This window comes from Citrobacter telavivensis, from assembly GCA_009363175.1.
Classification (GTDB): domain Bacteria; phylum Pseudomonadota; class Gammaproteobacteria; order Enterobacterales; family Enterobacteriaceae; genus Citrobacter_A; species Citrobacter_A telavivensis.
In genome coordinates, this window is the sequence record CP045205.1 from 428,875 (window position 1) to 454,156 (window position 25,282).

The window sequence follows — 25,282 nt, forward strand, 5'->3', positions numbered from 1 at the left end:
GAACGAGGATTTATATCGTTTGTCAGCCCACGCCGAATTTTTGTCCAATAGGGGCAGGTAAATCACAGGGCAAGGTGAGATATGCACTCTCAAATCTGGGTTGTGAGCACGCTGCTAATTAGCATTGTGTTAATTGTACTGACCATCGTGAAATTCAAATTCCACCCGTTCCTGGCACTGCTGCTCGCCAGTTTCTTTGTCGGGACCATGATGGGCATGGGCCCGCTGGACATGGTCAATGCCATCGAAAGCGGGATCGGCGGTACGCTCGGCTTCCTCGCCGCGGTCATCGGTCTGGGTACCATTCTCGGTAAAATGATGGAGGTTTCCGGCGCGGCGGAACGCATCGGCTTAACGCTACAGCGCTGCCGCTGGCTCTCCGCTGACGTCATTATGGTGCTGGTGGGGTTGATTTGCGGGATTACGCTGTTCGTTGAAGTTGGCGTGGTGCTGTTGATTCCCCTGGCGTTCTCCATCGCGAAAAAAACCAACACCTCACTGCTGAAACTGGCTATCCCACTGTGTACCGCGCTAATGGCCGTTCACTGCGTCGTGCCGCCGCACCCGGCCGCGCTGTTTGTTGCCAATAAACTGGGTGCGGATATTGGTTCGGTGATCGTCTACGGCCTGCTGGTTGGCCTGATGGCCTCACTGATAGGCGGCCCGCTGTTCCTGAAATTTCTCGGTAATCGCCTGCCGTTCAAACCGGTTCCCGCTGAGTTTGCAGACCTCAAAGTACGCGAGGAGAGTACACTGCCATCGCTGGGTGCAACGCTGTTTACCGTCCTGCTGCCGATTGGTTTGATGCTGGTGAAAACCGTGGCTGAACTGAACATGACCAAAGGCAGCACGCTGTACACCCTGCTGGAATTTATCGGCAACCCGATCACTGCCATGTTTATCGCCGTCTTTGTGGCGTATTACATTCTCGGTCTGCGCCAGCATATTGGCATGAGCGCACTGCTCACCCATACCGAAAACGGTTTTGGTTCCATCGCCAATATTCTGTTGATTATCGGGGCGGGCGGCGCGTTCAACGCCATCCTCAAGAGCAGCGGTCTGGCAGACACGCTGGCGGTGATCCTCTCCAACATGGACATGCACCCGATTCTGCTGGCCTGGCTGGTCGCGCTGATTCTGCACGCGGCGGTCGGTTCTGCCACGGTGGCGATGATGGGCGCCACGGCGATTGTCGCGCCGATGCTGCCGATGTATCCCAACGTCAGTCCGGAGATCATCGCCATTGCCATTGGTTCTGGTGCCATTGGCTGCACGATCGTTACCGACTCCCTCTTCTGGCTGGTTAAGCAGTACTGCGGCGCCACCCTGAATGAGACGTTCAAATACTATACGACCGCGACATTTATCGCCTCGGTTATTGCACTGGCTTGCACATTCCTGCTTTCCTTTATCATCTAAGCGCAAAGAGACGTCCTATGGAAAACATACAAAAACTTATCGCCCAGTACCCTTTGGTGGAGGATCTGGTGGCTCTGCGAGAAACGACCTGGTTCAACCCGGGAACCACCTCTCTGGCGGAAGGTTTACCTTATGTGGGGCTGACGGAACAAGACGTTAAGGATGCCCACGCCCGTCTGGCGCGCTTCGCACCGTATCTGGCCAAAGCCTTCCCGGAAACCGCAGCAACCGGGGGGATCATTGAATCTGAGGTCGTCGCCATTCCGGCCATGCAACAACGTCTGGAAAAACAGTACGGACAGAAAATCAGCGGGGAAATCCTGCTGAAAAAAGACTGCCATTTGCCGATTTCCGGCTCGATTAAAGCGCGCGGCGGCATTTATGAAGTCCTGACGCACGCCGAAAAACTGGCGCGGGAAGCCGGTATGCTGACCCCCGAAGAGGACTACAGCGTTCTGCTTTCTCCGGAATTCAAAGCCTTTTTTAGCCAGTATAGTATCGCTGTGGGTTCAACCGGCAACCTGGGGCTGTCTATCGGTATTATGAGCGCCCGCATTGGCTTTAACGTCACGGTGCATATGTCTGCTGATGCCCGTGCGTGGAAAAAAGCCAAACTGCGCAGCCACGGCGTTACGGTTGTTGAGTACGAAGAAGATTATGGCGTGGCGGTTGAGCAAGGCCGCAAGGCTGCACAGTCCGATCCGAACTGCTTCTTTATCGACGATGAAAACTCCCGCACGCTGTTTTTAGGTTATGCGGTTGCCGGGCAGCGTCTGAAAGCGCAATTCGAACAGCAAGGCCGCGTGGTGGATGCCAATCACCCGCTGTTTGTTTATCTGCCGTGCGGAGTGGGCGGTGGCCCCGGCGGGGTAGCGTTTGGTCTGAAACTGGCATTTGGCGATAACGTGCACTGCTTCTTCGCTGAACCGACCCATTCTCCGTGCATGCTGCTGGGCGTGTATACCGGCTTGCATGATGGCATCGCCGTACAGGAAATCGGTATTGATAACCTGACGGCAGCAGATGGTCTGGCGGTCGGACGTGCATCAGGTTTTGTCGGCAGAGCGATGGAACGTCTGCTCGACGGGTTGTATACCTTAAGCGATCGGTCTATGTACGACATGCTGGGCTGGCTGGCGCAGGAGGAGAACATTCGTCTGGAACCGTCAGCCCTGGCGGGAATGGCCGGGCCTCAGCGCGTCTGCGCATCCGCTGACTATCAGCAGATGCAGGGCATCAGCGCTGAGCAACTCAATAATGCCACGCACCTGGTCTGGGCAACGGGCGGCGGCATGGTGCCAGAAGCAGAAATGGCGCAATACCTGGCGAAAGGGCACTAACGTCCTGTGCGCAGCATCGCCATCAGCTCTGTCGGTGAGCGATGCTGCCTGATCAGATCGCGCATCACGCGCATGTGCGGCGCGGTATAATCGATAAATGCACGGTATCCTGCGCACAGCACGCTTTTCCCACTCTCATCCCGATGTTTTGGACAGTCGCCATGACAAAAGCGCAGCAGCGAGCAGGCCTGACACGCTGCGCTTAACGTGGACCTTTTTAACTCCCCAAAAGCTTTCGCCTGCGAACTGGCATTGAGCGTTTTTAGCGAGGTGTGATGAATGTTACCCAACCGGTATTGCGGATAGACATAATGATCGCATTGATACAAATCACCATTGGCCTCCAGCGCAAAGGCGTGACCGCAGTCCTGACTTAACGTACACATCTGCGACGGATAGCCGCACCATACGCCCAGCATCGAATCAAAGAGCTGGATGTACACGTGACCTATATCTTCCCGCACCCAGATATCGAACACCGCGTTAAGAAATTGACCCCACGCCTGCGGCTCGACCGATTCCGCCGTCAGCCTGCCATGCTCATCCAACTCAACGAGCGGAATAAACTGCAAAAAAGGTGTCTCAAGCTGGCGAAGATAGTGGTACATCCGCTCCGGCTGACCGCTGTTGAGGCGATTCACCACCACCAACAGGTTGAACTCCACACGGTATTCGACCAGTTTTTGCAGCGTATTGACAACGTTGTGATGGGTTGGATTTCCGCGACGGCTGACCCGAAAGGCATCATGTAAATCGGCGGGGCCGTCCAGTGAGAGTCCCACCAGCCAGTTGTTGTCGCGCAAAAAGCGGCACCATGCGTCATTGAGCAAAATACCGTTGGTCTGAAAAGCGTTCTGGATCTGTTTTCCCGCGCCGAACTGCTTTTGCAATTCCACCACGCGATGAAAAAAATCCAGACCGCAGAGCGTCGGCTCCCCACCTTGCCAGGAAAACAGGACATCCTGCCCGGGCTGTGCGGCAATATGCTGCTGAATAAACGTCGATAACGTTGCGTCATCCATAACCGGGTGGACGGGTTTATCAATGTAGAAGCAGTAACGACAATCCAGGTTACAACGTGAACTGGCCGGTTTGGCCATGACCTGACATCCTGTCATGCAAAATTTCCGATAGAGAGGATAAGTTGGCGAACGTGCGTTACAGCAAACAGTATTGCGAGAGATAACACCGCGAGGGAGATCATAAATTTGTCACGAACCGCGCGAGATTGGGAAAAATCAAGAAGCGAGACATCCATCAGATTACGCTTGCGGGTATAGCGCCAGAGAATGAGGCCCACGATGGCCAGTACCACAATCGAGACCCAGAACAGGAATCCCGCCTGATGCCAGTGATGTTTCACCGCCAGCGCCATCAGCGCGCCATAGCCCAGCAGTGTGCGCAACCATGCCAGCGATGTGCGCTCCGGTTGCAGCCCCGGATCGGTCATGCGACGGGCCTTACGGCTATCCGGCATACAGCACCAGCGCCATCACGACGATCGCCACCATTGTCAAAATTAGACTGATAACCAGCAGACTGCGGGTATAAGGTAAATCTTCCTTCAGCCGCATCGCCTTTTCATTGCGTAACCAGCGCAGATAACCGTAAATCGCCAGGCCGCCAGCGAACAGACAAAGCAGCAGCGCCAACAGTTCGCGGATCACCGGCGTGGCGAAGTCCGGTGCCAGTTGGTCAAGCCCGACGCCTGCGGCCAGAAAACCCAGCGCAGTACGAATCCACGCCAGATAGGTACGCTCGTTTGCCAGCGAGAAACGGTAATCCGGTGATTCTCCGAGGCGAGAAAGTTTCATGAATATTCCTTGTCGGGCTGCAGGCAGGTTCCAGAATAGCCTAAATCGAAAAGAACGAGGAGACCGGCATCGTCCGATGCCGGTCAGGAGGTTTAATGTAATTCCGGCCAGTAGCCTTTATTTGCCTCAATTAAATCATCGAGAATGACTTTCGCCACAGACGCGCTGGGTACCGTTTTAGATAAGGTGATCGCCTGCCAAAGCTTCTGGTAAGAACGTTGTTCCCAGGCATCCACCACCAGTTTTTCAACCGCCACCTGCTGACTCATAAGCCCTTTCTGGAAGTGCGGAATATCGCCTACGGTTAACGGTTCCGGGCCGTTATGTCCCACCAGGCATGGAATTTCTACCATTGCCGTCTCATCAAAGTTATGAATTGCCCCATTGTTCGGCACAATCAGTAGCATCCGCTCCTGAGTATTAAAAGCGATAGCTGCCGCCAGATCGACAATGTAGGAAGCATGTTCATCAATCTCCAACTCACCCGCTGAAGAGTCACCGGCATTGATAATCGCCCGACAGGCGCTGAAGACATGCTTCTCACGGTGATCCATCACTTCGTTGGCGCGGGTGCGTTCCGGGTTGGAATGCGCCACCACATAGTCCGGGAAGAGATAATATTTCAGGTACGTGTTCGGCATCGTTTGCGGATCGAGCGCCTGCACATCTTTGGCTTTGGCAAACGTGTCATTCCAGCTTGCTTCGGTATGTACATCGTCAGAAGGCGGCACATAGCCATTTTTCGCCACATATTCACGTAATTTTGGCATCAGATCGTTTCCGTACAGATCTTCAATCGACGTCCACCAGCCAAAATGGTTCAGACCATAGTAACGAACACGCATCTGTTTACGATCTTTAAGCCCAACAATCTGCGCCATGCGCCCTTCAATCCCGATCGGCATATCGCAGATATTGAGAATTTTGGCATTCGGTCGCAAGCGACGGGTCGCTTCCGCCACAATCGCTGCCGGGTTGGAGTAGTTCAGCATCCAGGCATTGGGCGAGTATTTTTCCATATAGTCCACCAGTTCCAGCACGCCGCCGATTGAACGCATGCCATAGGCGATCCCTCCAGGCCCACACGTTTCCTGACCCAATACGCCATGACGCAACGGGATTTTTTCGTCTTTTTCGCGCATCGGGTATTTCCCTACGCGAATGTGCGCCATCACGAAATCCACATCGGTAAAGGCGGCTTCGGGATCGGTGGTGTAACTAAACGCAATCTCCGGTGCCTGCTCTTTGAGAATGATTTTGCACGCCTCGGCAATGACCTCCTGACGCACCCCGTCATTGTCATAGAATTTCAGCGAACGCAGGGGAAACCTGTCCTGATTTGCCAGCAACATCAGTACGATACCTGGCGTAAACGTACTCCCGCCGCCCGCGATTACCACCGAGAATTTTTTCATGATACTGCCTCCGTCATGGGGATATGTTCGTTTGATAAAGAAGATTTCATTAGCGTTTCGAGCTGGTCACGAACCTGAGGAACATGCAGGCCGACAATCACCTGAATACCGTTACCGCGACGCACAACACCGTGTGCGCCGAGCGCTTTGAAGACGTCATCACTTTGAGTTTTTGCCATGTCAATCAGTGCGATACGTAACCGGGTGGCACAGTTGTTAATACTTTCAATGTTGGCTGCGCCACCGAGCGCCTGTAGCAAACCGGCAGCCTGACCCAATGGGTTATCAGAAGCGGCCGCGGCGCTGGTTTTACCGCGCGCGGCCTGGTAATCCGCTTTGCTGTAGAGTTTGATCTCGCTCTCTTCACGACCCGGTGTTTTCAGGTTGAAACGCAGGATCAGCGCACGAAAGATGACGAAGTAGAGGGCCGTAAAACAGATGCCAACGGCAATCTGGATAAACATCATTGACGCATGGTTATGGAACATCGGTATCCAGTTCTGTGGCAGGAACTGATCCAACAGACCACCACCAAAGTTGCCCACCACGCCGCACATGTACATGACTGTCGCCATCGAGGCTGCCAGCACCGCGTGCACGGCAAAAAGTAACGGCGAGATAAACAGGAAGGTAAATTCCAGTGGTTCGGTAATCCCCACCAGCATGGCTGTTAGCGTCGCAGGGATAAGTAAACCGGCCACTTTTACACGGTTTTCTGGGGTGGCGGTAAAGTAGAGCGCCAGCGCAATCCCTACTGAACCAAAGACTTTAGAATTACCGTGTAGCGCAAAGCCACCTTCCGGGAACAGGGTTTTCAGCGGTTCAGTACTCTGACTGAATTCCTGCAAATGCTGAGCCCAGTAGACCTGAATGCCACTTTCCACCACTGCCGGACCAAAAATGAACGGACCATAGACAAAGTGGTGTAAACCAGTTGGGATAAGGATGCGTTCGAGGAAAATATAGACCCATACACCAAGGGCTCCGGCAGAACGTAAAAACGCCTGCAGTGATTCGATGCCCATTTGTACTTTTGGCCACCCCAGTAGAGTTAGCCAGGCGCAGGGAATCATCACCAGAAAAGCAATGATGACGACAAATGAGGTTCCCTGGAAAATCCCCAGAAATACAGGCAGTGGTTTATCAAAAAAACGGTTATGGAGCGCGGTGACAATACCTGAAATGGCAATGGCGCCAATAATGCTGGTATCAAGCGTTTTAATCCCGGCCATCATGGTCAAACCGCTACCCGCTGTCGGGTCTACACTAAAATCGACACCAAAAAAATGGCCCCAGGTCATCCCCATCGCATTGATAAAGTAATTCCATGTCAGGAAGCTGACCAGTACTGCGAGGCAGGCACGTCCCTGGGCCTGTTTTGCCAGACCAATAGGCAAACCGACGGCGAAAATCAACGGCATATTGCGGAACACCGCCCATCCGCCTTCTTCAATAATGGTGACGATTTGTGCAAAAAGACTGTTGGGATCGGTGAGCGCTTCCCCCACAAAAAGTGGGTTACGGAGCATGATTGCAATACCCACCACAATACCGGCAAAAGGAAAGAGCAGTACCGGGGTGAACATCGCGCCACCAAAACGTTGTATTTGACTGAGCATTTTCACATCCTCATATAACAGCCAGTAGGGAGAGGCCTTTTTTGTAGTGATTGCTGGCCTGACACGAGAATAGAAAGTTGCGATCCTCAGGACATGACATGCCGCGACGATTCGTGATCGCTTTCATGGTTTTAATTTCATCAATGAGGTCTACTTTTTAAATAAAAATTAGACATCTGAACGTTTTGACTACGGTGTTTAAAGGGAAAAAGAGGTCTGGTGGTGATCTATAAATCGATAGCAGAACGACTACGAATTCGCTTAAATTCTTCTGATTACAACATCGGAAGTCCGTTGCCGGGTGAAAAAAAGCTCGCCGTCGAGTTTGCGGTCTCGCGAATGACGATCCGTAAAGCGATTGACGTGCTGGTGGAGTGGGGTTTAGTCGTGCGCCGTCACGGTAGCGGAACCTACGTGGCGCGCAAAGATGTCCATCATGAAACCTCCAACCTGACCGGGCTGGCGGAAGTACTGAAGCGACAGGGGAAAGAGGTGACCAGTCAGGTGCTGGTTTTCGAAGTCATGCCTGCGCCACCGGCGATTGCCAGCCAGCTACGCATTCAGATAAACGAACGCATCTATTTTTCACGCCGCGTACGCTATGTTGAGGGTAAGCCCTTAATGCTGGAAGACAGTTATATGCCGGTAAAACTCTTTCGCAATCTTTCGCTTGCCCATCTTGAGGGATCAAAATTCGATTACATTGAGAAAGAGTGTGGGATCACGATCAGCGGTAATTATGAAAGTCTGTCACCTGTACTTGCGGATAAACAGCTTTCAACCCAAATGAATGTGCCGGAGCAGACACCGCTGTTACGGATTACGTCACTGTCATACAGCGATAGCGGAGAGTTTTTGAATTATTCGGTGATGTTCAGAAACGCCAGCGAGTATCAGGTGGACTACCATTTACGGCGCGTCCACCCGGACTCAGCCTGAGATTAGCCCATTCCCCAGAAAATCACCGCCAGCAACTGCGGGGTGATAATGCGCAGGAACATCACCAACGGATACACCGTCGCATACGACAGCGCCGCCGCGCCGCTGGTGGCATGCAGGTTATTAGCAAATGCCAGCGCCGGCGGATCGGTCATCGAACCGGCCAACATCCCGCACAGCGTCAGGTAATTCATTTTGGCGAAAATACGAGCCAGTAAACCTACGGTGATAAGCGGTATAGCAGTAATAAAAATACCGTAGCCCACCCAGCTCAGACCATCCCCCCGGGTCAGCGTATCGATAAAGTCACCACCCGATTTCAGTCCCACCACGGCAAGGAACAGCACAATTCCCAGTTCACGTAACGCCAGGTTCGCGCTCGGCGGCATAAACCAGTACAGCTTACCAATGCTACCAATACGCCCCAGAATCAATGCCATAATCAGCGGCCCGCCCGCCAGGCCCAGCTTTAACGCCACCGGGAAGCCGGGAACAAAGAGCGGAATGGATCCAAGCAACACCCCCAGACCGATACCGATAAACACTGGCAGCATCTGCACCTGCTGCAGTTTTTGCTGGGCGTTACCCACAACATTGGCAACCGCATCAATCGAGGTCGGTCGTCCCACCAGATTGAGGATGTCACCAAACTGCAGACTGGCATCGCTACTGGCTACCAGTTCAACGCCCGCACGGTTCAGTCGAGAAATCACCACGTCGTAACGCTCTTTAAAGTGCAAATCGCGGATACGTTTGCCGAGCACTTTTTCGTTGGTGACCACGACGCGTTCGACGCGCAAATCGGTTCCCCGGGTCGACAGTGACGTATCCACCTCCTGACCAATCACCAGTTGCGCGTTGTGCAGATCGCCCGGTTGCCCCACCAGGTGCAAAAGGTCGCCCATCTGGATCACGGTTCCCGGCGACGGCACCATCAGCGTCTCTTCACGCTTCAGTCGTGAACAGATAATTTTATCGCTGTTGAGGATAGGCACATCCTGAATCGCCATATTGTTCAGGTTGGGGTTCTCAACGCGGATATTGATAGTCTGAATCAACGAATGCCCGTTAGTGAGCGTCGATTCATGCTCCCGCGCTTCTGCTTCCACATTCACACGAAATATCATTCGCATCAGCCACATGGTCAGCAAAATACCGCAAATCCCAAATGGATACGCCATCGCGTAGCTCATCCCCATCTGGTCAACCAGTTCCATTGGTGTGCCCAGATCGCGCAGGATTTGTTGTCCGGCACCCAGTGCCGGGGTATTGGTGACCGCACCGGAGAAAATCCCCAGCACCACCGGCAGCGGAATGGCGAAAACTTTATGCAGGATTGCGGTGACCAGCCCACCCATGATGACGATCAGAATCGCAAACAGGTTGAGACGCAGACCAGAAACCCGCAGCGAGGCAAAGAACCCCGGTCCAACCTGAATCCCAATGGTGTAAACAAAAAGAATCAGGCCAAATTCCTGGATGAAGTGCAGCATATCACCGCTCAGCGTCACCCCAGCCTGATCAACGAAGTGGCCGACGATGATACCGCCGAATAACACGCCGCCGATGCCAAAGCCGACACCCCGCACCTTGATATTGCCGATCCATAATCCGACAACCGCCACCAACGCCAGAACGCTGACCGTCAATGCTATATCACTCATTTTTTTGTTCCCTGTGAATAACATTTCTATTTAAGTGGATTATGACTGAACCGTTCAGGCATATATGCAGGCTGGCGCACATTCTGATGCTGAAACGACGCTAAAGCGCCCTTCTGATGGGCGTTCCCCCCCCTTTTTCCTCATCAAAACCTGAAGTTGCTGAATGCTTTCTTCAGGCAATGGCATCACTACCCGAATCCGATGTTGTCTTCGCGCACAAAAAAGCCCCGTCATTTCTGGCGGGGCAAAGGCAAGGAGCTAAATTAGCTATTTAATGCGGGGCGTTCGCTGATAGCGATACGTTGCGGTGCAACGGTTTCCGGGACATTACGGGTTAAATCGATATGCAACAACCCGTTGGTAAATGTCGCGCCGGAAACCTCCATGTTTTCAGCCAGGGTAAAGCTCAGGCTGAACGACTGGGTGACCAGTCCCTGATGCAACCATTTGGTCTCTTTTTCAGGCTGCTGCGGCGTGCCCTTAACGGTCAGGCGGGTGCCTTCCAACTGAATATCCAGGTCTTCCTGACGGAAACCAGCCAGCGCAAGCGTAATGCGATAGTGATTATCGTCACTTTTTTCAATGTTATAGGGTGGGAAGCTCTGGCTTTCACCGGTGTTTTGTAACGCGTTGGCCAGTTTGTCAAAACCGATCCATTGACGCAGCAGTGGGGATAAATCGTAGTTACGCATAATTATAATCTCCTTCTAAGAAGCGAGTGATATCTGCAAATCCGTAGATTCGCATCGGCTCCCTGTCGGCAAGCCTGGGATAACAGGCCGCGCAGCGCGGCCCGACAGAATTAATTGATTTCGATACGGCGCGGTTTGTTCGCTTCCGGAATTACGCGCTCGAGATCGATGTACAGCAGACCATTGACCAGATTCGCGCCGCGAACATGGATGTTCTCAGCTAACTGGAACTTACGCTCAAAGTTGCGTTCCGCGATGCCCTGGTAAAGGTAAGTCCGTTCTTTTTGCTCGTCCGCATGCGCGCCTTTCACCACCAGCAGGTTGTCCTGTGCGGTAATTTCCAGCTCACTTTCTGCGAAACCGGCAACGGCAATGGCAATGCGGTAATGATTTTCGTCTACCAGCTCAACGTTATACGGAGGGTAGCCGCCATTACTCTGGCTCTGGTTGTTTTCCAGCAGGTTAAACAGGCGGTCGAAACCAATAGCAGAACGGTACAGCGGGGATAAATCAAAGTTACGCATAATCAATAGCTCCTGAAATCAGCGAGAATGTCATTGACCTTCCATCATGGACAGGCCGGGTAGTCAGAACACCCATCAGGCGTGTTCTTCATTTGTCTACACCATCAAAATGGGTCTGATTGCGAACTTTTCAAGCATCCCTGGCGGACTTTTTTTGCAGTTTGCTGTCTATTGCATAGACTGGGTGGGAGAGCACTAAAGGTTAAAGTGCGATAGCCGCCACAGTGCGACGTGATGAGGATGTTATTTCTGGCAAGGGATCGCTATAACTCATCAGGCAAACACCGATGATCAACAGATGAATAAATCATGATAAGAAATGTGTTGTTAACGCTGATGATGTGCAGTGGGATGGTTTTACTGAGTGGTTGCTCCAGCGTAATGTCACATACCGGTGGTAAAGAGGGAACTTATCCTGGCACCCGCGCCAGCGCCGCTATGATAGGGGATGACGATACCAATTGGGGTACTAAATCGCTGGCCATACTGGACATGCCCTTTACTGCAGTAATGGACACACTCCTGTTGCCGTGGGATCTGTTCCGTAAAGATAATTCGGTCAGATCGCGTGTCGAAAGAAGCGAGGAGAGAACACAGATAACCAACTCCGTAATCCCTCCTGCGAAAATGCCCGCCCCCTGATTACCGCCCGGTTTCTGTCATCCACAACTGACGGAAACCGTCTACCTCTTCCATCCACGCGACAAATCGACCATCAGGCGAGAAAACCACGGCATCCGCTGAGGGCGGGGTACCGTGGTTCTGCGTTGAAAACGTAATGTCTCCAGTGTGCGCATCGCAGCAGGCAATGCGATTATCCAGCACAAATCCCAGCCATTTCCCTGTCGGATGCCAGTTGAACGCGGACTGAATACCCGTAGCGTGATGGGTCAACTGGCGGGGTTCACCGCCCTGAGTCGAAATCAACCACAGTTGCACAATACCCACGTCATCGCGCATCAGAAACGCAATCTCCGTCGCCTGCGGATTACAGCGCACCCAGTGGCGCGGGACAGTCGTCAGCCCGGGGAAGCGGCGTGCATGGGTAAACGTCAGTCGACGCTGGACAACCCCGCGCGGCGGAGAGGGCAGGGTTGCGTCGGTGCCTTCCAGGGGAGTCACTCCGGGCGTTTTCCAGCCCGCCTCATCCTGCGGGAGTTCTACCAGAAACAGTTCAGGCACTTTCTCGCCGTTTTCAGACAGCGTGTCGCCGATAAACGCCAGCGCATGATTCCCCACCCAGCCCTCTTCATAGGCGCGAGAGATCTCATCGCTGCCAGGCGTGGGTTCGGGCGTCGTCTGGCTGACCAGCACGCACCAGTGACTGCCGCTGTACTCTCTTGGGTGCTGCGCCGATACCGTTACCGGTCCATAAGGCACTGCGACGCCAACGTTACGTAAATCCAGCGCCAGATCGCGTTCATGCATCACATGGTCGTTGTAGGTAAAGCTGACGAACTCGCCATTCGGGCTGAAAACGTGAACATGACTGCCGCCGCGCAGTGCACCCGGCGTGTAGGGCGAAGTGATATCCATCGCGTCCAGATTTGTCACTTCTCCCTGTTCGGCAATCACGCCGCGACGATGATGAAAGTCGTATTGCCACGTCGCGTCCGGGTTTTCAGGCCCATGAATAAATACATATTTCTCGGTCTGCGGATGCACGGTTACCACGCCGACGTGCGCCCCCAGCGTCGCGCGATAAATCACCTCCAGCTCACCGGTATGAACATTCACCCGTTCAATGGTTTCGCCGGTGAAAGAAGCCCCTGACGGACGGACGTCAAAAACCAGCCAGTGGCTGTCCGGCGTCCAGGTCCGGGTATTGGTAAGCTGATGATTACGCGGCGTAAAGGTGATTTGCTTCATGAGATGCTCGGGTCGAGAACAATTTCATCAATCATACTTCACAAGGACTTCACTTTCAGGCTTTAGCGTAGTGCCATCTTCATTTTTGCGGACAAAGAGATGGAACATTTCGACGTAGCGATTATCGGTCTCGGCCCGGCCGGCGCAGCGCTGGCACGTAAATTGAGCGGCAGGATGCGCGTGCTTGCGCTGGATAAAAAACGGCAGTGCGGCAACGAGGGGTTCACCAAGCCCTGCGGCGGTTTACTGGCACCGGACGCGCAGCGTTCGTTTATTCGCGATGGGATCACGCTACCGGTGGACGTCATTGCTAACCCGCAGATTTTCAGCGTTAAAACGGTGGATGCCGACGCATCGTTGACGCGCAATTACCAGCGCAGCTACATCAATATCAACCGTCATGCCTTTGATTTATGGATGAAATCACTGATCCCGGATGAGGTACAGGTGTACCACGACAGCCTGTGTCGAAAAATCTGGCGAGAAGAGGGGAAGTGGCACGTGATTTTTCGTGCCGACGGTTGGGAGCAGCAGATTACCGCCCGTTATCTGGTGGGTGCCGACGGGGCAAATTCTCTGGTACGTCGTTATCTTTATCCGGACCATCAGATTCGTAAATATGTCGCCATCCAGCAGTGGTTCGCGGAACGTCATCCGGTCCCGTTTTACGCCTGCATTTTCGATAACGCCGCGACGGACTGTTACTCCTGGAGTATCAGTAAAGACGGTTATTTCATTTTTGGCGGCGCGTATCCCATGAAGGATGGCCAGGCGCGCTTCGAAGCGCTGAAAGAGAGAATGACTGCGTTTCAATTCCGCTTCGGCACACCGGTAAAAAGCGAGAAATGTACCGTGCTCTTTCCGTCGCGCTGGGCGGATTTCGTCTGCGGCGAAGAAAACGCGTTTCTGATTGGCGAGGCGGCCGGATTTATCAGCGCCAGTTCACTGGAAGGGATAAGCTACGCCCTGGATAGCGCGGAGATCCTCAAGTCCGTACTGATAAAAGATGCGCCGGAGATGAACCGCGCTTACCGGAAAGCCACTCGCAAACTGCGCTGCAAGCTATATGGCAAGATCCTGAAGAGTCGCTGTTTAACTGCGCCCATATTGCGAAACGCGATTATGCGAAGCGGTATCGCGCATATCCCGCTCAGTCAGGATGACCAGCCCACCGCAACGTCTGGTGGGCTGGCAAAGGAGTATTAACCCACGCGTTTTACATCCCCCACCAACAGGATGTAAGAGAGTGCGCCAATCAGAGCAACGACAGAGATATAGACCAGTGCAGGGCCAAATCCGTAGTCTTGCGCAAGGTAGCCAATCACCAGCGGAACGGTAATCCCCCCCAGTCCGCCAACAAAGTTGAACACGCCTCCGGTCAGACCAATGAGGCGCATTGGCGCCAGCGAAGAGACCAGCGACCAGGTGATGGAGGCAAACCCGTTGCCGAAGAACGCTATCGCCATCAGGGTCATAATCCACACCGGATCGTTGGTGTAATTTGCGCCCATAATGCAGGTAGAGATTAACAGGCCGCAGATAATCGGCGTTTTACGCGCCACGCCAAGGGAGAGGCCTTTTTTCACCAATTTATCCGCCAGCCATCCGGAAAGCAGCACGCCAAAGAATGCCGCCAGGAACGGAACGGTGGTCATAAAGCCCGCCTTCAGCGCGGTAATGCCTTTTTCCTGCGTCAGGTAGTTTGGGAACCACGTCAGGAAGAACCATAACGTAGAGGTGACGGCAAACTGGCCCAGATAAACGCCCACCAGCTTACGGTGAAACACCAGCTTCCAGTCTGCTTTGGTCAGCGGCTGACGCGCCTCTTTCTTAACGGGCGCATCGCCATCCACCAGGCCGCCGCCGTCACGAATATAGTCCAGTTCCGCTTTGGTGATACTTTTGGTCAGACGAGGCGGCTGATACACCTTAAACCAGACAAGTGACCAGATAATGCCGATCCCTCCGGTGACAATGAACACCCAGTGCCAGCTCAGCATCTCCTGAATCCAGATCAGCAGCGGTGTCAGGAACGCCAGGCCGACAAACTGTCCTGAAGTATAAAAACCCACGGCGGAAGCGCGTTCCTGTTCCGGGAACCAGCTCGTCACCATGCGGTTGTTCGTTGGAAATGCCGGGGCCTCGAATATCCCGGTAATTGCACGCAGACCAATCAACGACATCAACCCGGTAGCGAACCCCTGGAAGAGGGTTGCCACCGACCAGCCGAAGATCGCGATAAAATAGGTCAGACGGGAGCCGACGCGGTCAAGGAACCAGCCCCCCGGGATCTGGCATAGCGTATACAGCCAGGCAAAGGCTGAGAACACGTAGCCCATTTCTGCTTTCGTAATGCCAAACTCTTCCTGAATATGCGCCGACGCCACCGCAAGGTTGGCGCGGTCGACATAACAGATGACCACGGTAATAAAGATCATAACCAGCGTCAGGTAACGGCGACGCCCTGTTTTTGCAGCAGTAACTGGAATATCCATCGCAATCTGTCTCCAGATTTTGGGCATAGCGAAGCCGCTCACCATGCCCTGTCATTTACAGAGGGTGTGTTTTTTATTGTTGAATTTAATGCCCGGTGGCGCTGCGCTTACCGGGCCTACAGGGGGTAGGCCGGATCAGCGTAGCGCCATCCGGCGAATTACCACTCCGCTACACTGCCGTCTTCATGACGCCACAGCGGATTACGCCAGTCCGGCGCATTTTTACTCAGCTCAATGACTTTGGCCTCATCAATATCCACGCCAAGTCCCGGCTTCATCAACGGTTTAAAGAACCCGCCTTCCATGTTGAAATCGTCTTTGTTTTTCACAAAGTCGAGCAGCTCCGCGCCCTTGTTATAGTGAATGCCCATGCTTTGTTCCTGGAACACCGCGTTGCGCGAAACAAAGTCGACGTGCAGACAGGCTGCCAGCGCGATAGGACCCAGCGGGCAGTGCGGAGCCAGCGCCACGTCATAGGCTTCCGCCATCGCGGCAATTTTGTAGCATTCCGTGATACCGCCAGCATGTGACAGGTCCGGCTGCAAAATCGCCAGCCCGCCCGCTTCCAGCACCCGTTTAAACTCGAAGCGCGAAAACATGCGTTCACCCGCGGCGATCGGAATATGGGTCTGCTCGGCCAGTTTCGGGTAGTACTCCGCCTGTTCCGCCAGTACCGGCTCTTCAATAAACAGCGGGCGATAGGGCTCCAGCTCTTTAATCAGCACTTTCGCCATTGGCGCGCTGACGCGGCCGTGGAAATCCAGACCAAACTCAATCTCGTTGCCAAAAGCCTCACGGATTTGCGCCACGGTATTCACCGCACGATCGACCGCCCGCGAGTTATCAATCACCCCCATCTCTTCGCAGCCGTTGAGCTTAAAGGTGTCAAAGCCGATATTGCGCAGCTGCTTAATGCCGTCGATCACTTCCGCAGGACGATCGCCGCCAACCCAGCTGTAGGCTTTGATTTTGTCGCGCACCAGGCCGCCCATCAACTGCCAGACCGGAGCATTCAGCACTTTACCTTTGATGTCCCACAGCGCCTGGTCGATACCGGCGATGGCGCTCATCATAATCGGACCACCGCGATAGAAGCCTGCGCGGTACATCACCTGCCACAAATCGTTAATACGCGCCGGGTCCTGACCAATCAGGTAATCACCCAGTTCATGTACCGCCGCTTCAACGGTACGCGCGCGGCCTTCAATCACCGGCTCGCCCCAGCCGACGACGCCTTCGTCGGTTTCAATTTTCAGGAACATCCAACGCGGAGGTAAACGGTACGTGGTGAGTTTGGTTATTTTCATTTCACTACCTCTCGATATGCCTTAACAAATGCCGCCGCCTGCTGTGCGGTACGCGCTACGGACTGTCCGGCACGATACAGATCGCTGCCCAACCCCGCGCCCACACACCCGGCGTTTATCCACTGCGCCAGGTTTTCTGGCGTCACGCCGCCCACGGCGAAGACCGGAGCACTGGCGGGCAATACCGCTTTCAGCGCTTTGATGTAGTCCGGACCAAAGGCCGATGACGGGAAAATTTTCAGCGCCTGCGCGCCGGCGTCCAGCGCGGTAAAGGCCTCCGAGGCCGTCGCGCAGCCGGGACAGACGGTCATGCCGTAACTCACGGCACGACGAATGACTTCCGGCTGAATGTTCGGCGTAACGATCAGTTTGCAACCCATTTTGGCGAGCCTATCAACCTGCTCTGGCTTTAAGACCGTACCTGCGCCAATCAGCGCTTTATCGCCATACGCGTCGACGACCGCCGGAATGCTTTTTTCCCACTGCGGCGAGTTGAGCGGAATTTCCACCGCGTCAAATCCAGCGTCGATCACCGCGCCAACGTGTGCGAGTGCCTCCTCGGGGGTTATACCGCGCAAAATCGCGATGAGAGGGAGATTAGTTTGCCACTGCATGAGCGATGCTCCTTATACCTGCCTGAAATGCCGTATCGCCGGACACAGCACAGACGTTACGCCCAATGGCGTGGAACGCCTGCTGGTAGCGGGACGTCAGCGCTGCACCTGCGACGAGAGTAATGGACTGCGACCCGGCGAATTGTTCACTCATGCTGGCGACTTCTGCGCCAATCAACAGGCCGGAGAGAAATTCGCTGACCTGCTCGCGCGGGAGATGGCCCAGCACGTGAGAGGCGCGGACCTCAAAAAGTTGCGGCAAAACGGCAGCGGCGCGGATCCCACGATCAAGTCCAGCAGTAAATGCGGCAGAAGAAGCCTGCTGCTCCGGTAAACCGGCACCCACCAGCGAGTGTTGCAACAGCAAATGGTGTAATTCGCCGGTCATTACGGTGCGAAAATCATGGATTTGCTGCGCATCAGCCTGCACCCATTTACAGTGCGTTCCGGGCATCACATAGACAGAAGAAGGAGAAAGCGTGCGCGCGCCGAGAAGCTGTGTCTCTTCACCGCGCATCACATTGTGGTTATCATCGCGTGAGACACACAAGCCGGGAATGATCCAGACATTGTCGCTAACGGCGGTTAATTGCTCACCAATGGCAGAGAAATGAGCAGGAACCGGCAGATACGGGGCAATCTTCCAGCCGACGTTGCTACCCACCATCCCTGCCATCACCACCGGTGTGGCGCTGTCGCGCCAGTGCTGTGTGACATCTGCTAACACCGCTTCGGGGGACCTGCCGTTCAGACGCGTAACGCCCGCTTCTGAATGCCTGCTTTCCAGGCATTTGTCGCCCTGATAAAGCCAGGCGCGCAAATTGGTCGATCCCCAGTCAATAGCGATGTAGCGAGATGTCATGTGATTTCCTTCAACCTTCGTGTCGAGCTGGCGATCATGGTCAGGGCCGCCTGCTCTGCCGCATTGCTATCCTGGTGCCGTATCGCATCGAATAGCGCCTTATGTTCCTGGAGCGTTTTTGGCATGTTGGCTTCATCGCCCATCCAGGTCCGTTCAAATACTGCTCGCTGAAGCGAGGTGATCGCCACGCTCAGCTGTTGTAAAACCGGGTTATGCACCGACTGCAATACCGCCTCGTGATAGCGGATATCCGCTTCATTAAAGGCCTCCCGGTCCTGGTTGTTGGCGATCATGTCATTGAGCGCCGATTCAATTTCAGCCAAATCACTCGAGGTCGCACGTTCCGCTGCCCAGCGAGCAATGGCTGGTTCCACCAGGTTTCGGACTTCGCTCATCGCGCTGATTAACCGCGGGTCGTAGTCGTTTTCCAGTACCCATTGCAGTACGTCGGTATCGAGGTAATTCCACTGATTCCGCGGTGTTACAAAGGCACCGCGATAACGTTTCATTTCTATCAGCCGCTTCGCCATCAACGAGCGAAACACTTCGCGAATGATGTTGCGTGAGGTTTCAAACTCCTCACACAGCTCCGCTTCCGCAGGGAGCGCCGCACCCGGTACGTACTTGCCGCTGACAATCTGTTTGCCCAGCGTGATGACAATGCGATCGGTTTTATTGAGAGTCATGGAGAGTCCTTGTGCTCTGGAAGATCCCCTCTACTTTACCGTTATCGCTGAAATTCGCCTCAATTTTGTAGTACTAACGTGATGTCATTCGCCATTCCTTTGCGCACAATGTAGTACAACACAAATGTGTTGTACTACAATTTAGATCACAAAAACGACAATCGGTAATAAAAATGTTATGAGGAGTAAACGACGAGGATAAAAAAACCCGCGATCAACGCGGGTTATGGCAAATCAACCGGGAGGAATTACTTCAGGACGTGCTGCTCAATGGCATACGCGACGCCATCTTCCAGATTCGATTTAGTGACAAAGTTGGCAACCTCTTTCACCGAGGGAATGGCATTATCCATAGCCACACCAAGACCAGCGTACTCGATCATCGCAATGTCGTTTTCCTGATCGCCAATCGCCATAATCTCCTCCGGTTTGATACCCAGCGCATCCGCCAGCGATTTCACACCAGTGCCTTTATTGACGCGTTTGTCGAGGATTTCGAGGAAGTACGGCGCACTTTTCAGCACGGTATACTTCTCTTTCACTTCCGCCGGAATACGGGCGATGGCCCGATCGAGGATCGCGGGTTCATCAATCATCATCACTTTCAGGAACTGCGTTTGCGGATCCATCTTCTCCGCTTCACAGAACACCAGAGGAATGGTCGCGACATAGGATTCATGCACGGTGTAGTAGCTGATATCGCGGTTCGCAGTATACAGCGTGGTACGATCCAGCGCGTGAAAGTGCGAACCCACCTCGCGGGAGAGTTTTTCCAGGTAGCGGTAGTCGTCATAGCTCAGCGCAGTTTGCGCAACGGTACTGCCATCGCCAGCCTTCTGCACCAGCGCACCGTTGTAGGTGATACAGTAATCGCCGGGCTGCTCCATATGCAGTTCTTTCAGATAGCTGTGCACGCCAGCATACGGACGACCGGTGGTCAGCACCACGTTGACCCCTTTTTCACGGGCGGCGGCAATCGCACGTTTAACCGCGGGTGAAATGGTGTGATCGGGCAGCAGAAGAGTGCCATCCATATCGATAGCAATGAGTTTGATAGCCATGAATTCCCCGCATTAAATGAGTCCTGACTCATGCTAACGCGATTCCGCTCAAAAAACAGTAAAAGAGTCGGGGATAAAGGGGGATAGGAAGGGGAATCAGGATTCCCCTTTTGACGATCGATTGTCGGCCTGATAAGCAACGCGCCATCAGGCATAACGCAGAATCTTGCCGGATGGCGGCGTAAAACCGCCTTATCCGGCCTACAGGCATGGATTAAATATCGATATTTGCCGCTTTCAGGGCGTTCTCTTCGATGAAGGCACGACGCGGTTCAACGGCGTCGCCCATCAACGTGGTGAACAGCTGGTCGGCAGCAATCGCATCCTTCACGGTAACGCGCAGCATACGACGACTTTCCGGATCCATGGTGGTTTCCCACAGCTGATCCGGGTTCATCTCGCCCAGACCTTTATAACGCTGGATCGCAAGGCCGCGACGTGACTCTTTCACCAGCCAGTCCAGCGCCTGCTCGAAGCTGGTAACCGGTTGACGACGTTCGCCACGTTCAATAAACGCGTCGTCTTCGATCAGGCCACGCAGTTTCTCGCCGAGTGTGCAAATACGACGGTATTCAGCACCAGTCACAAACTCATGATCCAGCGCGTAATCGGTGTCCACACCATGGGTACGCACGCGAACGATCGGTTCAAACAGATTCTGTTCCGTATTGTGCTGGATATCGAACTTCCACTGGCTACCGTGCTGTTCTTTCTCGTTCAGCTCAGTAATCAGTGTGTTCACCCAACGGGTCACTGTCTGCTCGTCAGCCAGGTTGGCTTCGGTCAGCGTCGGCTGATAAACCAGCTCTTTCAGCAGCGCTTTCGGGAAGCGACGCTCCATACGACCAATCATTTTCTGCGTAGTATTGTACTCAGAAACCAGTTTTTCTAACGCTTCGCCAGACAGTGCCGGCGCGCTGGCGTTGATGTGCAGCGTTGCGCCATCCAGCGCGATGGAGATCTGGTACTGGTCCATCGCTTCATCGTCTTTAATGTACTGTTCCTGTTTGCCTTTTTTCACCTTGTACAGCGGTGGCTGGGCAATGTACACGTGGCCGCGTTCCACAATTTCCGGCATCTGACGATAGAAGAAAGTCAACAGCAGCGTACGGATGTGCGAGCCATCGACGTCCGCATCGGTCATGATGATGATGCTGTGATAGCGCAATTTATCCGGGTTGTACTCGTCACGACCAATACCACAACCGAGCGCGGTGATAAGCGTCGCCACTTCCTGGGAAGAGAGCATCTTGTCGAAGCGCGCTTTCTCTACGTTGAGGATTTTACCCTTCAGCGGCAGAATCGCCTGGTTCTTACGGTTACGCCCCTGTTTTGCAGAGCCGCCCGCGGAGTCCCCTTCCACAAGGTACAATTCAGACAGCGCCGGGTCGCGTTCCTGACAGTCCGCCAGCTTGCCCGGCAGACCCGCCAGATCCAGAGCCCCTTTACGACGCGTCATTTCACGCGCGCGACGAGCCGCTTCACGGGCACGGGCCGCATCGATAATTTTGCCGACCACGATTTTGGCGTCAGACGGATTTTCCAGCAGGTATTCGCTCAGCAGTTCGTTCATCTGCTGTTCTACCGCCGTTTTCACCTCAGAGGAGACCAGCTTATCTTTGGTCTGGGAGGAGAATTTCGGATCCGGTACCTTCACAGACACCACGGCAATCAGACCTTCACGGGCGTCATCACCGGTGGCGCTGACTTTCGCCTTTTTGCTGTAGCCTTCTTTGTCCATGTAGGCGTTCAGGGTACGGGTCATCGCCGCACGGAAGCCAGCAAGGTGCGTACCGCCGTCACGCTGAGGAATGTTGTTGGTAAAGCAGTAGATGTTTTCCTGGAAACCGTCGTTCCACTGCAGCGCGACTTCCACGCCGATGCCGTCTTTTTCGGTGGAGAAATAGAAGATATTCGGGTGGATCGGCGTTTTGTTCTTGTTCAGATACTCAACGAACGCCTTGATGCCGCCTTCATAATGGAAATGGTCTTCTTTACCATCGCGCTTGTCTTTCAGGCGAATGGAGACGCCAGAGTTCAGGAACGACAGCTCGCGCAGACGCTTCGCCAGAATCTCGTATTCGAACTCAATGACGTTAGTAAAGGTTTCATAGCTCGGCCAGAAACGCACCATCGTACCGGTTTTATCGGTATCGCCGGTCACAGCAAGCGGTGCCTGCGGGACGCCGTGCTCGTAGATCTGACGGTGGATTTTGTTATCGCGCTGGATAACCAGTTCCAGTTTCTGCGACAGGGCGTTCACTACGGAGACACCCACACCGTGCAGACCGCCGGACACTTTATAGGAGTTATCGTCGAATTTACCGCCTGCGTGCAGAACGGTCATGATCACTTCCGCCGCCGATACGCCCTCTTCCGGGTGAATACCGGTCGGGATACCGCGTCCATCATCCTGTACGGAGACAGAGTTGTCGGCATGGATGGTGACAATAATATCTTTACAGTGACCCGCGAGCGCTTCGTCGATAGCGTTATCTACCACCTCGAATACCATGTGGTGCAAACCGGTGCCGTCATCCGTATCGCCGATATACATACCCGGGCGCTTACGCACCGCATCCAGTCCTTTCAGGACTTTGATACTGGAGGAGTCATAAGAATTCGACATCAACGTTTCTCGCTCATTTAAACTTGGGTTAATCCGTTATTTTACCCTTTTCCACGGTGAACATCTTCGAATTTTTGTCCGACATGTCCAGAACGTGTTCAGCACTGATTGCGCTGACAAAGACCTGAGATTGTGTCGCTTTTAATCGACTGGCCAGCAGTCCACGACGCGCATCATCAAGTTCAGAGGCAAAATCATCTATCAGGTAGAGACACCGTCGCCCGCTCTCACGGGTGAGGAACTCCCCTTGCGCCAGACGTAAGGCGCACATTAGCAGCTTTAACTGCCCACGCGATAAGGTATCTTCCACCGGCGCACCGTCGGCGCGTATGCGGAAATCCGCTTTATGCGGGCCATGCGCGGTGTAGGTCAACATGCGGTCGCGTTCAAAACCGCGTTCCAGCACCTCGGCATAATCCGTCTCTTTCTCCCAGCCGCGCTGGAAAGAGAAGGAGAGAGAAAATTCAGGAAGAAACTGCTGGCAGGTATCCGCCATATCCTGCGCGATACCGGCGCTGTACTCCGCGCGCCAGGTGCTGATTTGTTCCGCCAGTGGGATCAGTTCTTTATCCCACGGACGCAGTTGCTCGTAACGACTCACCTGGCGCAGCGCCGCATTGCGCTGCCTGAGCAAGCGCTTAAGGTTGCTCCAGGCGGTGAAAAATCCGGCTTCATTGTGAAAGCATCCCCAATCGAGGAATGCTCTTCTGTATTTGGGGCCGCCGTTGAGTAAAGTAAACCCCTCGGGGGTGATCAGTTGCATCGGCATCAATAGCGCCAGTTCCGCCACCTTGTGACCATCGGTACCGTCAATGCGCACTTTGCTGTCACCCAGCTTATCTTTCGTTAACCCAATCGATGTTTCCCGCTCTTCGCCCTGCAACCGCCCGTGAAGCACGAACGACTCCTGCTCGTGGCGAATGACGCGACCAATCTGCAAACTGCGAAACGCACGACCGTGGCCGAGCGTATAGATAGCTTCCAGAACGCTGGTTTTACCGCTGCCGTTAGCGCCAACCAGGAAATTAAAGCCGGGGGATAACGCGAGATCCGCATTTTCGATATTGCGGAAATCTTTGATTAGAAGTCGGGATAGCGACATATCAGCTCATCATCATTCAAGGGGCGCGTCTGCCGTCAGTGCGCAAAAAGCGGAGCGTACGCGAAGTACGTGAGCATTTTGAGCACTGCCGGGAGATGAAATGGCAAGTAAACCAGCCCCTTTCAAATACTACAAGCGCATTGGCATAACAACATAAGCCGCGCTTTGTGATGCCGCATCTTCAATCTGTACGCTGGAAACAGAGTCGGTCAACATGATGCGCACGTTTTCGCACTTCAGCGCATTCAGAACATCCAGCACGTAGCTGACGTTAAAGCCGATCTCCATTTCGGTTCCCGGATAGGTGACGTCCAGAATCTCTTCGGCTTCTTCCTGCTCCGGGTTATTCGCGGTGATTTTGAGCTGATTTTCGCTCACATACAGACGCACGCCGCGGAATTTCTCGTTCGAGAGGATCGCCGCGCGGGCAAAAGCCTGCTTGAGGATATCGCAGCCGGCTTCCAGATGTTTATCCGGATTTTTCGGCAGAACGCGACGGTAATCCGGGAAGCGACCGTCCACCAGCTTAGAAGTAAAGATAAAGTCGCCAACGTGCGCGCGGATATTGTTGCTGCCAATCTGCACGCGCAGCGGGTTATCGCCGCCGTCGAGCATACGCATCAGTTCAATCACACCTTTACGCGGCACGATCACCGAATGGCTGGGCAGCGATTGGCCGATAGGCATAGAGCAGACCGCCAGGCGGTGACCATCGGTCGCCACGGTACGCAACTCTTCGCCTTCGGTCTCAAACAGCATGCCATTTAAGTAGTAACGTACGTCCTGATGCGCCATAGAGAACTGGGTAGCTTCAATCAGGCGCTTCATCGTTGCCTGCGGCAGGGTAAATTCTACCTCACTCTGCCAGTCATCCAGATTCGGGAAGTCGGCGGCAGGCAGCGTGGAAAGCGAAAAACGGCTGCGACCTGAACGCACCAGCATGCGATCGCCTTCCAGTTGGACAGCAATTTCTGCGCCTTCCGGCAGGCCACGGCAGATATCAAAGAACTTCCGCGCCGGGACAGTGGTTGCGCCAGGCTCATGCGGCTGAATCAACGCAACGCGGGCCACCATTTCCATTTCAAGATCGGTACCCGTCAGCGAAAGCGCACCGTCAGCTACCTGCAGCAACAGGTTGCCGAGAATAGGCAGTGTAGGACGACCACCCAGCGGGCCGCTGACCTGCTGAAGCGGCTTTAATAAATGTTCACGTTCAACGGTAAATTTCATA

At 54.0% G+C, this 25,282-nt stretch carries 23 protein-coding genes and 1 other annotated feature; of the genes, 5 read left to right on the top strand and 18 right to left on the bottom strand.

The annotated features are described in order from the left end of the window. Positions 1-81: 81 nt before the first annotated feature. Both dsdX and dsdA read left to right on the top strand, forming a co-directional pair. Entirely contained in the window at positions 82-1,419 is a 1,338-nt protein-coding gene (gene dsdX, locus GBC03_04235; GenBank protein ID QFS69476.1) for a D-serine transporter DsdX, read from the top strand. 17 nt (positions 1,420-1,436) lie between these two features. Further along, positions 1,437-2,759: a D-serine ammonia-lyase gene (gene dsdA, locus GBC03_04240; GenBank protein QFS69477.1), complete on the top strand. Its 1,323-nt coding sequence runs from the start codon at positions 1,437-1,439 to the stop codon at positions 2,757-2,759. Here the strand turns inward: dsdA and GBC03_04245 are convergent. The 5 genes from GBC03_04245 to GBC03_04265 form a co-directional block, all read right to left on the bottom strand. Further along, a complete protein-coding gene (locus GBC03_04245; GenBank protein QFS69478.1) occupies positions 2,756-3,859 on the bottom strand; it encodes an anaerobic sulfatase maturase in 1,104 nt (367 codons plus the stop codon). The two genes, dsdA and GBC03_04245, sit on opposite strands and share 4 nt — an antisense overlap. Positions 3,860-3,873: 14 nt before the next feature. Further along, positions 3,874-4,236 carry a DUF202 domain-containing protein gene (locus GBC03_04250; GenBank protein QFS69479.1) on the bottom strand — a complete coding sequence of 121 codons (363 nt, stop codon included), beginning with the start codon at positions 4,234-4,236 and terminating at the stop codon, positions 3,874-3,876. Further along, a complete protein-coding gene (locus GBC03_04255) occupies positions 4,226-4,573 on the bottom strand; it encodes a DUF202 domain-containing protein (GenBank protein ID QFS69480.1) in 348 nt (115 codons plus the stop codon). Before GBC03_04255 ends, GBC03_04250 begins: the two co-directional genes overlap by 11 nt. A gap of 92 nt (positions 4,574-4,665) precedes the next feature. Then, complete coding sequence (locus tag GBC03_04260; GenBank protein QFS69481.1) at positions 4,666-5,988, bottom strand: 6-phospho-alpha-glucosidase; 1,323 nt, start codon at positions 5,986-5,988, stop codon at positions 4,666-4,668. Then, positions 5,985-7,607: a PTS alpha-glucoside transporter subunit IICB gene (locus GBC03_04265; protein ID QFS69482.1), complete on the bottom strand. Its 1,623-nt coding sequence runs from the start codon at positions 7,605-7,607 to the stop codon at positions 5,985-5,987. Before GBC03_04265 ends, GBC03_04260 begins: the two co-directional genes overlap by 4 nt. A 222-nt stretch (positions 7,608-7,829) precedes the next feature. Between GBC03_04265 and GBC03_04270 the strand changes: the two genes are divergently transcribed. Next, a complete protein-coding gene (locus GBC03_04270; protein ID QFS73910.1) occupies positions 7,830-8,546 on the top strand; it encodes a UTRA domain-containing protein in 717 nt (238 codons plus the stop codon). 2 nt (positions 8,547-8,548) lie between these two features. Here GBC03_04270 and GBC03_04275 read toward each other — a convergent pair whose 3' ends face one another. The 3 genes from GBC03_04275 to ibpA all read right to left on the bottom strand — a co-directional run bounded on the left by GBC03_04275 (position 8,549) and on the right by ibpA (position 11,426). Beyond that, complete coding sequence (locus GBC03_04275; protein ID QFS69483.1) at positions 8,549-10,210, bottom strand: putative transporter; 1,662 nt, start codon at positions 10,208-10,210, stop codon at positions 8,549-8,551. 263 nt (positions 10,211-10,473) lie between these two features. Then, positions 10,474-10,902, bottom strand: a complete 429-nt coding sequence (gene ibpB, locus GBC03_04280; GenBank protein ID QFS69484.1) for a heat shock chaperone IbpB — start codon at positions 10,900-10,902, stop codon at positions 10,474-10,476. A 110-nt stretch (positions 10,903-11,012) separates the two neighbouring features. Next, on the bottom strand, positions 11,013-11,426 hold the full coding sequence (gene ibpA, locus GBC03_04285; GenBank protein QFS69485.1) for a heat shock chaperone IbpA: 414 nt from the start codon (positions 11,424-11,426) through the stop codon (positions 11,013-11,015). Beyond that, positions 11,420-11,494 (bottom strand) — a sequence feature (ROSE (Repression Of Heat Shock gene Expression) occurs in the 5'-region of heat shock genes and acts as an RNA thermometer to modulate expression.). It overlaps the preceding gene by 7 nt. A 241-nt stretch (positions 11,495-11,735) precedes the next feature. On the opposite strand from ibpA, the gene GBC03_04290 reads away from it, so the two are divergent. Further along, complete coding sequence (locus GBC03_04290) at positions 11,736-12,068, top strand: YceK/YidQ family lipoprotein (protein QFS69486.1); 333 nt, start codon at positions 11,736-11,738, stop codon at positions 12,066-12,068. On the opposite strand, the gene GBC03_04295 is transcribed toward GBC03_04290, so the two are convergent. Next, entirely contained in the window at positions 12,069-13,295 is a 1,227-nt protein-coding gene (locus tag GBC03_04295) for a DUF3748 domain-containing protein (GenBank protein ID QFS69487.1), read from the bottom strand. It abuts the gene before it with no gap. 99 nt (positions 13,296-13,394) lie between these two features. Here GBC03_04295 and GBC03_04300 point away from each other — a divergent pair, with 99 nt between their 5' ends. Then, complete coding sequence (locus GBC03_04300; GenBank protein ID QFS69488.1) at positions 13,395-14,501, top strand: FAD-binding protein; 1,107 nt, start codon at positions 13,395-13,397, stop codon at positions 14,499-14,501. Here GBC03_04300 and GBC03_04305 read toward each other — a convergent pair. From GBC03_04305 to dnaN, 9 genes are all read right to left on the bottom strand, one after another. Further along, complete coding sequence (locus tag GBC03_04305) at positions 14,498-15,835, bottom strand: MFS transporter (GenBank protein ID QFS69489.1); 1,338 nt, start codon at positions 15,833-15,835, stop codon at positions 14,498-14,500. The two genes, GBC03_04300 and GBC03_04305, sit on opposite strands and share 4 nt — an antisense overlap. Before the next feature lie 113 nt (positions 15,836-15,948). Continuing rightward, positions 15,949-17,097, bottom strand: coding sequence for a galactonate dehydratase (gene dgoD / locus GBC03_04310; protein ID QFS69490.1), 1,149 nt, complete (start codon positions 17,095-17,097; stop codon positions 15,949-15,951). After that, entirely contained in the window at positions 17,094-17,711 is a 618-nt protein-coding gene (locus GBC03_04315; GenBank protein QFS69491.1) for a 2-dehydro-3-deoxy-6-phosphogalactonate aldolase, read from the bottom strand. Before GBC03_04315 ends, dgoD begins: the two co-directional genes overlap by 4 nt. Continuing rightward, on the bottom strand, positions 17,695-18,573 hold the full coding sequence (locus tag GBC03_04320) for a 2-oxo-3-deoxygalactonate kinase (GenBank protein QFS69492.1): 879 nt from the start codon (positions 18,571-18,573) through the stop codon (positions 17,695-17,697). Before GBC03_04320 ends, GBC03_04315 begins: the two co-directional genes overlap by 17 nt. Continuing rightward, positions 18,570-19,259 (bottom strand): FCD domain-containing protein, encoded by a 690-nt coding sequence (locus GBC03_04325; GenBank protein ID QFS69493.1) that lies wholly within the window; start codon positions 19,257-19,259, stop codon positions 18,570-18,572. Before GBC03_04325 ends, GBC03_04320 begins: the two co-directional genes overlap by 4 nt. A gap of 248 nt (positions 19,260-19,507) precedes the next feature. Then, on the bottom strand, positions 19,508-20,320 hold the full coding sequence (locus GBC03_04330) for a sugar-phosphatase (protein ID QFS69494.1): 813 nt from the start codon (positions 20,318-20,320) through the stop codon (positions 19,508-19,510). A gap of 214 nt (positions 20,321-20,534) precedes the next feature. Further along, a complete protein-coding gene (gyrB, locus tag GBC03_04335; GenBank protein ID QFS69495.1) occupies positions 20,535-22,949 on the bottom strand; it encodes a DNA topoisomerase (ATP-hydrolyzing) subunit B in 2,415 nt (804 codons plus the stop codon). Positions 22,950-22,977: 28 nt separating this feature from the next. Continuing rightward, on the bottom strand, positions 22,978-24,051 hold the full coding sequence (gene recF / locus GBC03_04340; protein QFS69496.1) for a DNA replication/repair protein RecF: 1,074 nt from the start codon (positions 24,049-24,051) through the stop codon (positions 22,978-22,980). 129 nt (positions 24,052-24,180) lie between these two features. Then, on the bottom strand, positions 24,181-25,281 hold the full coding sequence (gene dnaN, locus GBC03_04345) for a DNA polymerase III subunit beta (GenBank protein ID QFS69497.1): 1,101 nt from the start codon (positions 25,279-25,281) through the stop codon (positions 24,181-24,183). Between the last annotated feature and the right edge of the window lies 1 nt (position 25,282).

What these genes read in the sequence shown, in the direction of transcription:
- dsdX (QFS69476.1), top strand. Translation starts at nt 82, where the DNA reads ATGCACTCTCAAATCTGGGTTGTGAGCACGCTGCTAATTAGCATTGTG.
- dsdA (QFS69477.1), top strand. Translation starts at nt 1,437, where the DNA reads ATGGAAAACATACAAAAACTTATCGCCCAGTACCCTTTGGTGGAGGAT.
- GBC03_04245 (QFS69478.1), bottom strand. Translation starts at nt 3,859, where the DNA reads ATGGCCAAACCGGCCAGTTCACGTTGTAACCTGGATTGTCGTTACTGC.
- GBC03_04250 (QFS69479.1), bottom strand. Translation starts at nt 4,236, where the DNA reads ATGCCGGATAGCCGTAAGGCCCGTCGCATGACCGATCCGGGGCTGCAA.
- GBC03_04255 (QFS69480.1), bottom strand. Translation starts at nt 4,573, where the DNA reads ATGAAACTTTCTCGCCTCGGAGAATCACCGGATTACCGTTTCTCGCTG.
- GBC03_04260 (QFS69481.1), bottom strand. Translation starts at nt 5,988, where the DNA reads ATGAAAAAATTCTCGGTGGTAATCGCGGGCGGCGGGAGTACGTTTACG.
- GBC03_04265 (QFS69482.1), bottom strand. Translation starts at nt 7,607, where the DNA reads ATGCTCAGTCAAATACAACGTTTTGGTGGCGCGATGTTCACCCCGGTA.
- GBC03_04275 (QFS69483.1), bottom strand. Translation starts at nt 10,210, where the DNA reads ATGAGTGATATAGCATTGACGGTCAGCGTTCTGGCGTTGGTGGCGGTT.
- ibpB (QFS69484.1), bottom strand. Translation starts at nt 10,902, where the DNA reads ATGCGTAACTACGATTTATCCCCACTGCTGCGTCAATGGATCGGTTTT.
- ibpA (QFS69485.1), bottom strand. Translation starts at nt 11,426, where the DNA reads ATGCGTAACTTTGATTTATCCCCGCTGTACCGTTCTGCTATTGGTTTC.
- GBC03_04290 (QFS69486.1), top strand. Translation starts at nt 11,736, where the DNA reads ATGATAAGAAATGTGTTGTTAACGCTGATGATGTGCAGTGGGATGGTT.
- GBC03_04295 (QFS69487.1), bottom strand. Translation starts at nt 13,295, where the DNA reads ATGAAGCAAATCACCTTTACGCCGCGTAATCATCAGCTTACCAATACC.
- GBC03_04300 (QFS69488.1), top strand. Translation starts at nt 13,395, where the DNA reads ATGGAACATTTCGACGTAGCGATTATCGGTCTCGGCCCGGCCGGCGCA.
- GBC03_04305 (QFS69489.1), bottom strand. Translation starts at nt 15,835, where the DNA reads ATGGTGAGCGGCTTCGCTATGCCCAAAATCTGGAGACAGATTGCGATG.
- dgoD (QFS69490.1), bottom strand. Translation starts at nt 17,097, where the DNA reads ATGAAAATAACCAAACTCACCACGTACCGTTTACCTCCGCGTTGGATG.
- GBC03_04315 (QFS69491.1), bottom strand. Translation starts at nt 17,711, where the DNA reads ATGCAGTGGCAAACTAATCTCCCTCTCATCGCGATTTTGCGCGGTATA.
- GBC03_04320 (QFS69492.1), bottom strand. Translation starts at nt 18,573, where the DNA reads ATGACATCTCGCTACATCGCTATTGACTGGGGATCGACCAATTTGCGC.
- GBC03_04325 (QFS69493.1), bottom strand. Translation starts at nt 19,259, where the DNA reads ATGACTCTCAATAAAACCGATCGCATTGTCATCACGCTGGGCAAACAG.
- GBC03_04330 (QFS69494.1), bottom strand. Translation starts at nt 20,320, where the DNA reads ATGGCTATCAAACTCATTGCTATCGATATGGATGGCACTCTTCTGCTG.
- gyrB (QFS69495.1), bottom strand. Translation starts at nt 22,949, where the DNA reads ATGTCGAATTCTTATGACTCCTCCAGTATCAAAGTCCTGAAAGGACTG.
- recF (QFS69496.1), bottom strand. Translation starts at nt 24,051, where the DNA reads ATGTCGCTATCCCGACTTCTAATCAAAGATTTCCGCAATATCGAAAAT.
- dnaN (QFS69497.1), bottom strand. Translation starts at nt 25,281, where the DNA reads ATGAAATTTACCGTTGAACGTGAACATTTATTAAAGCCGCTTCAGCAG.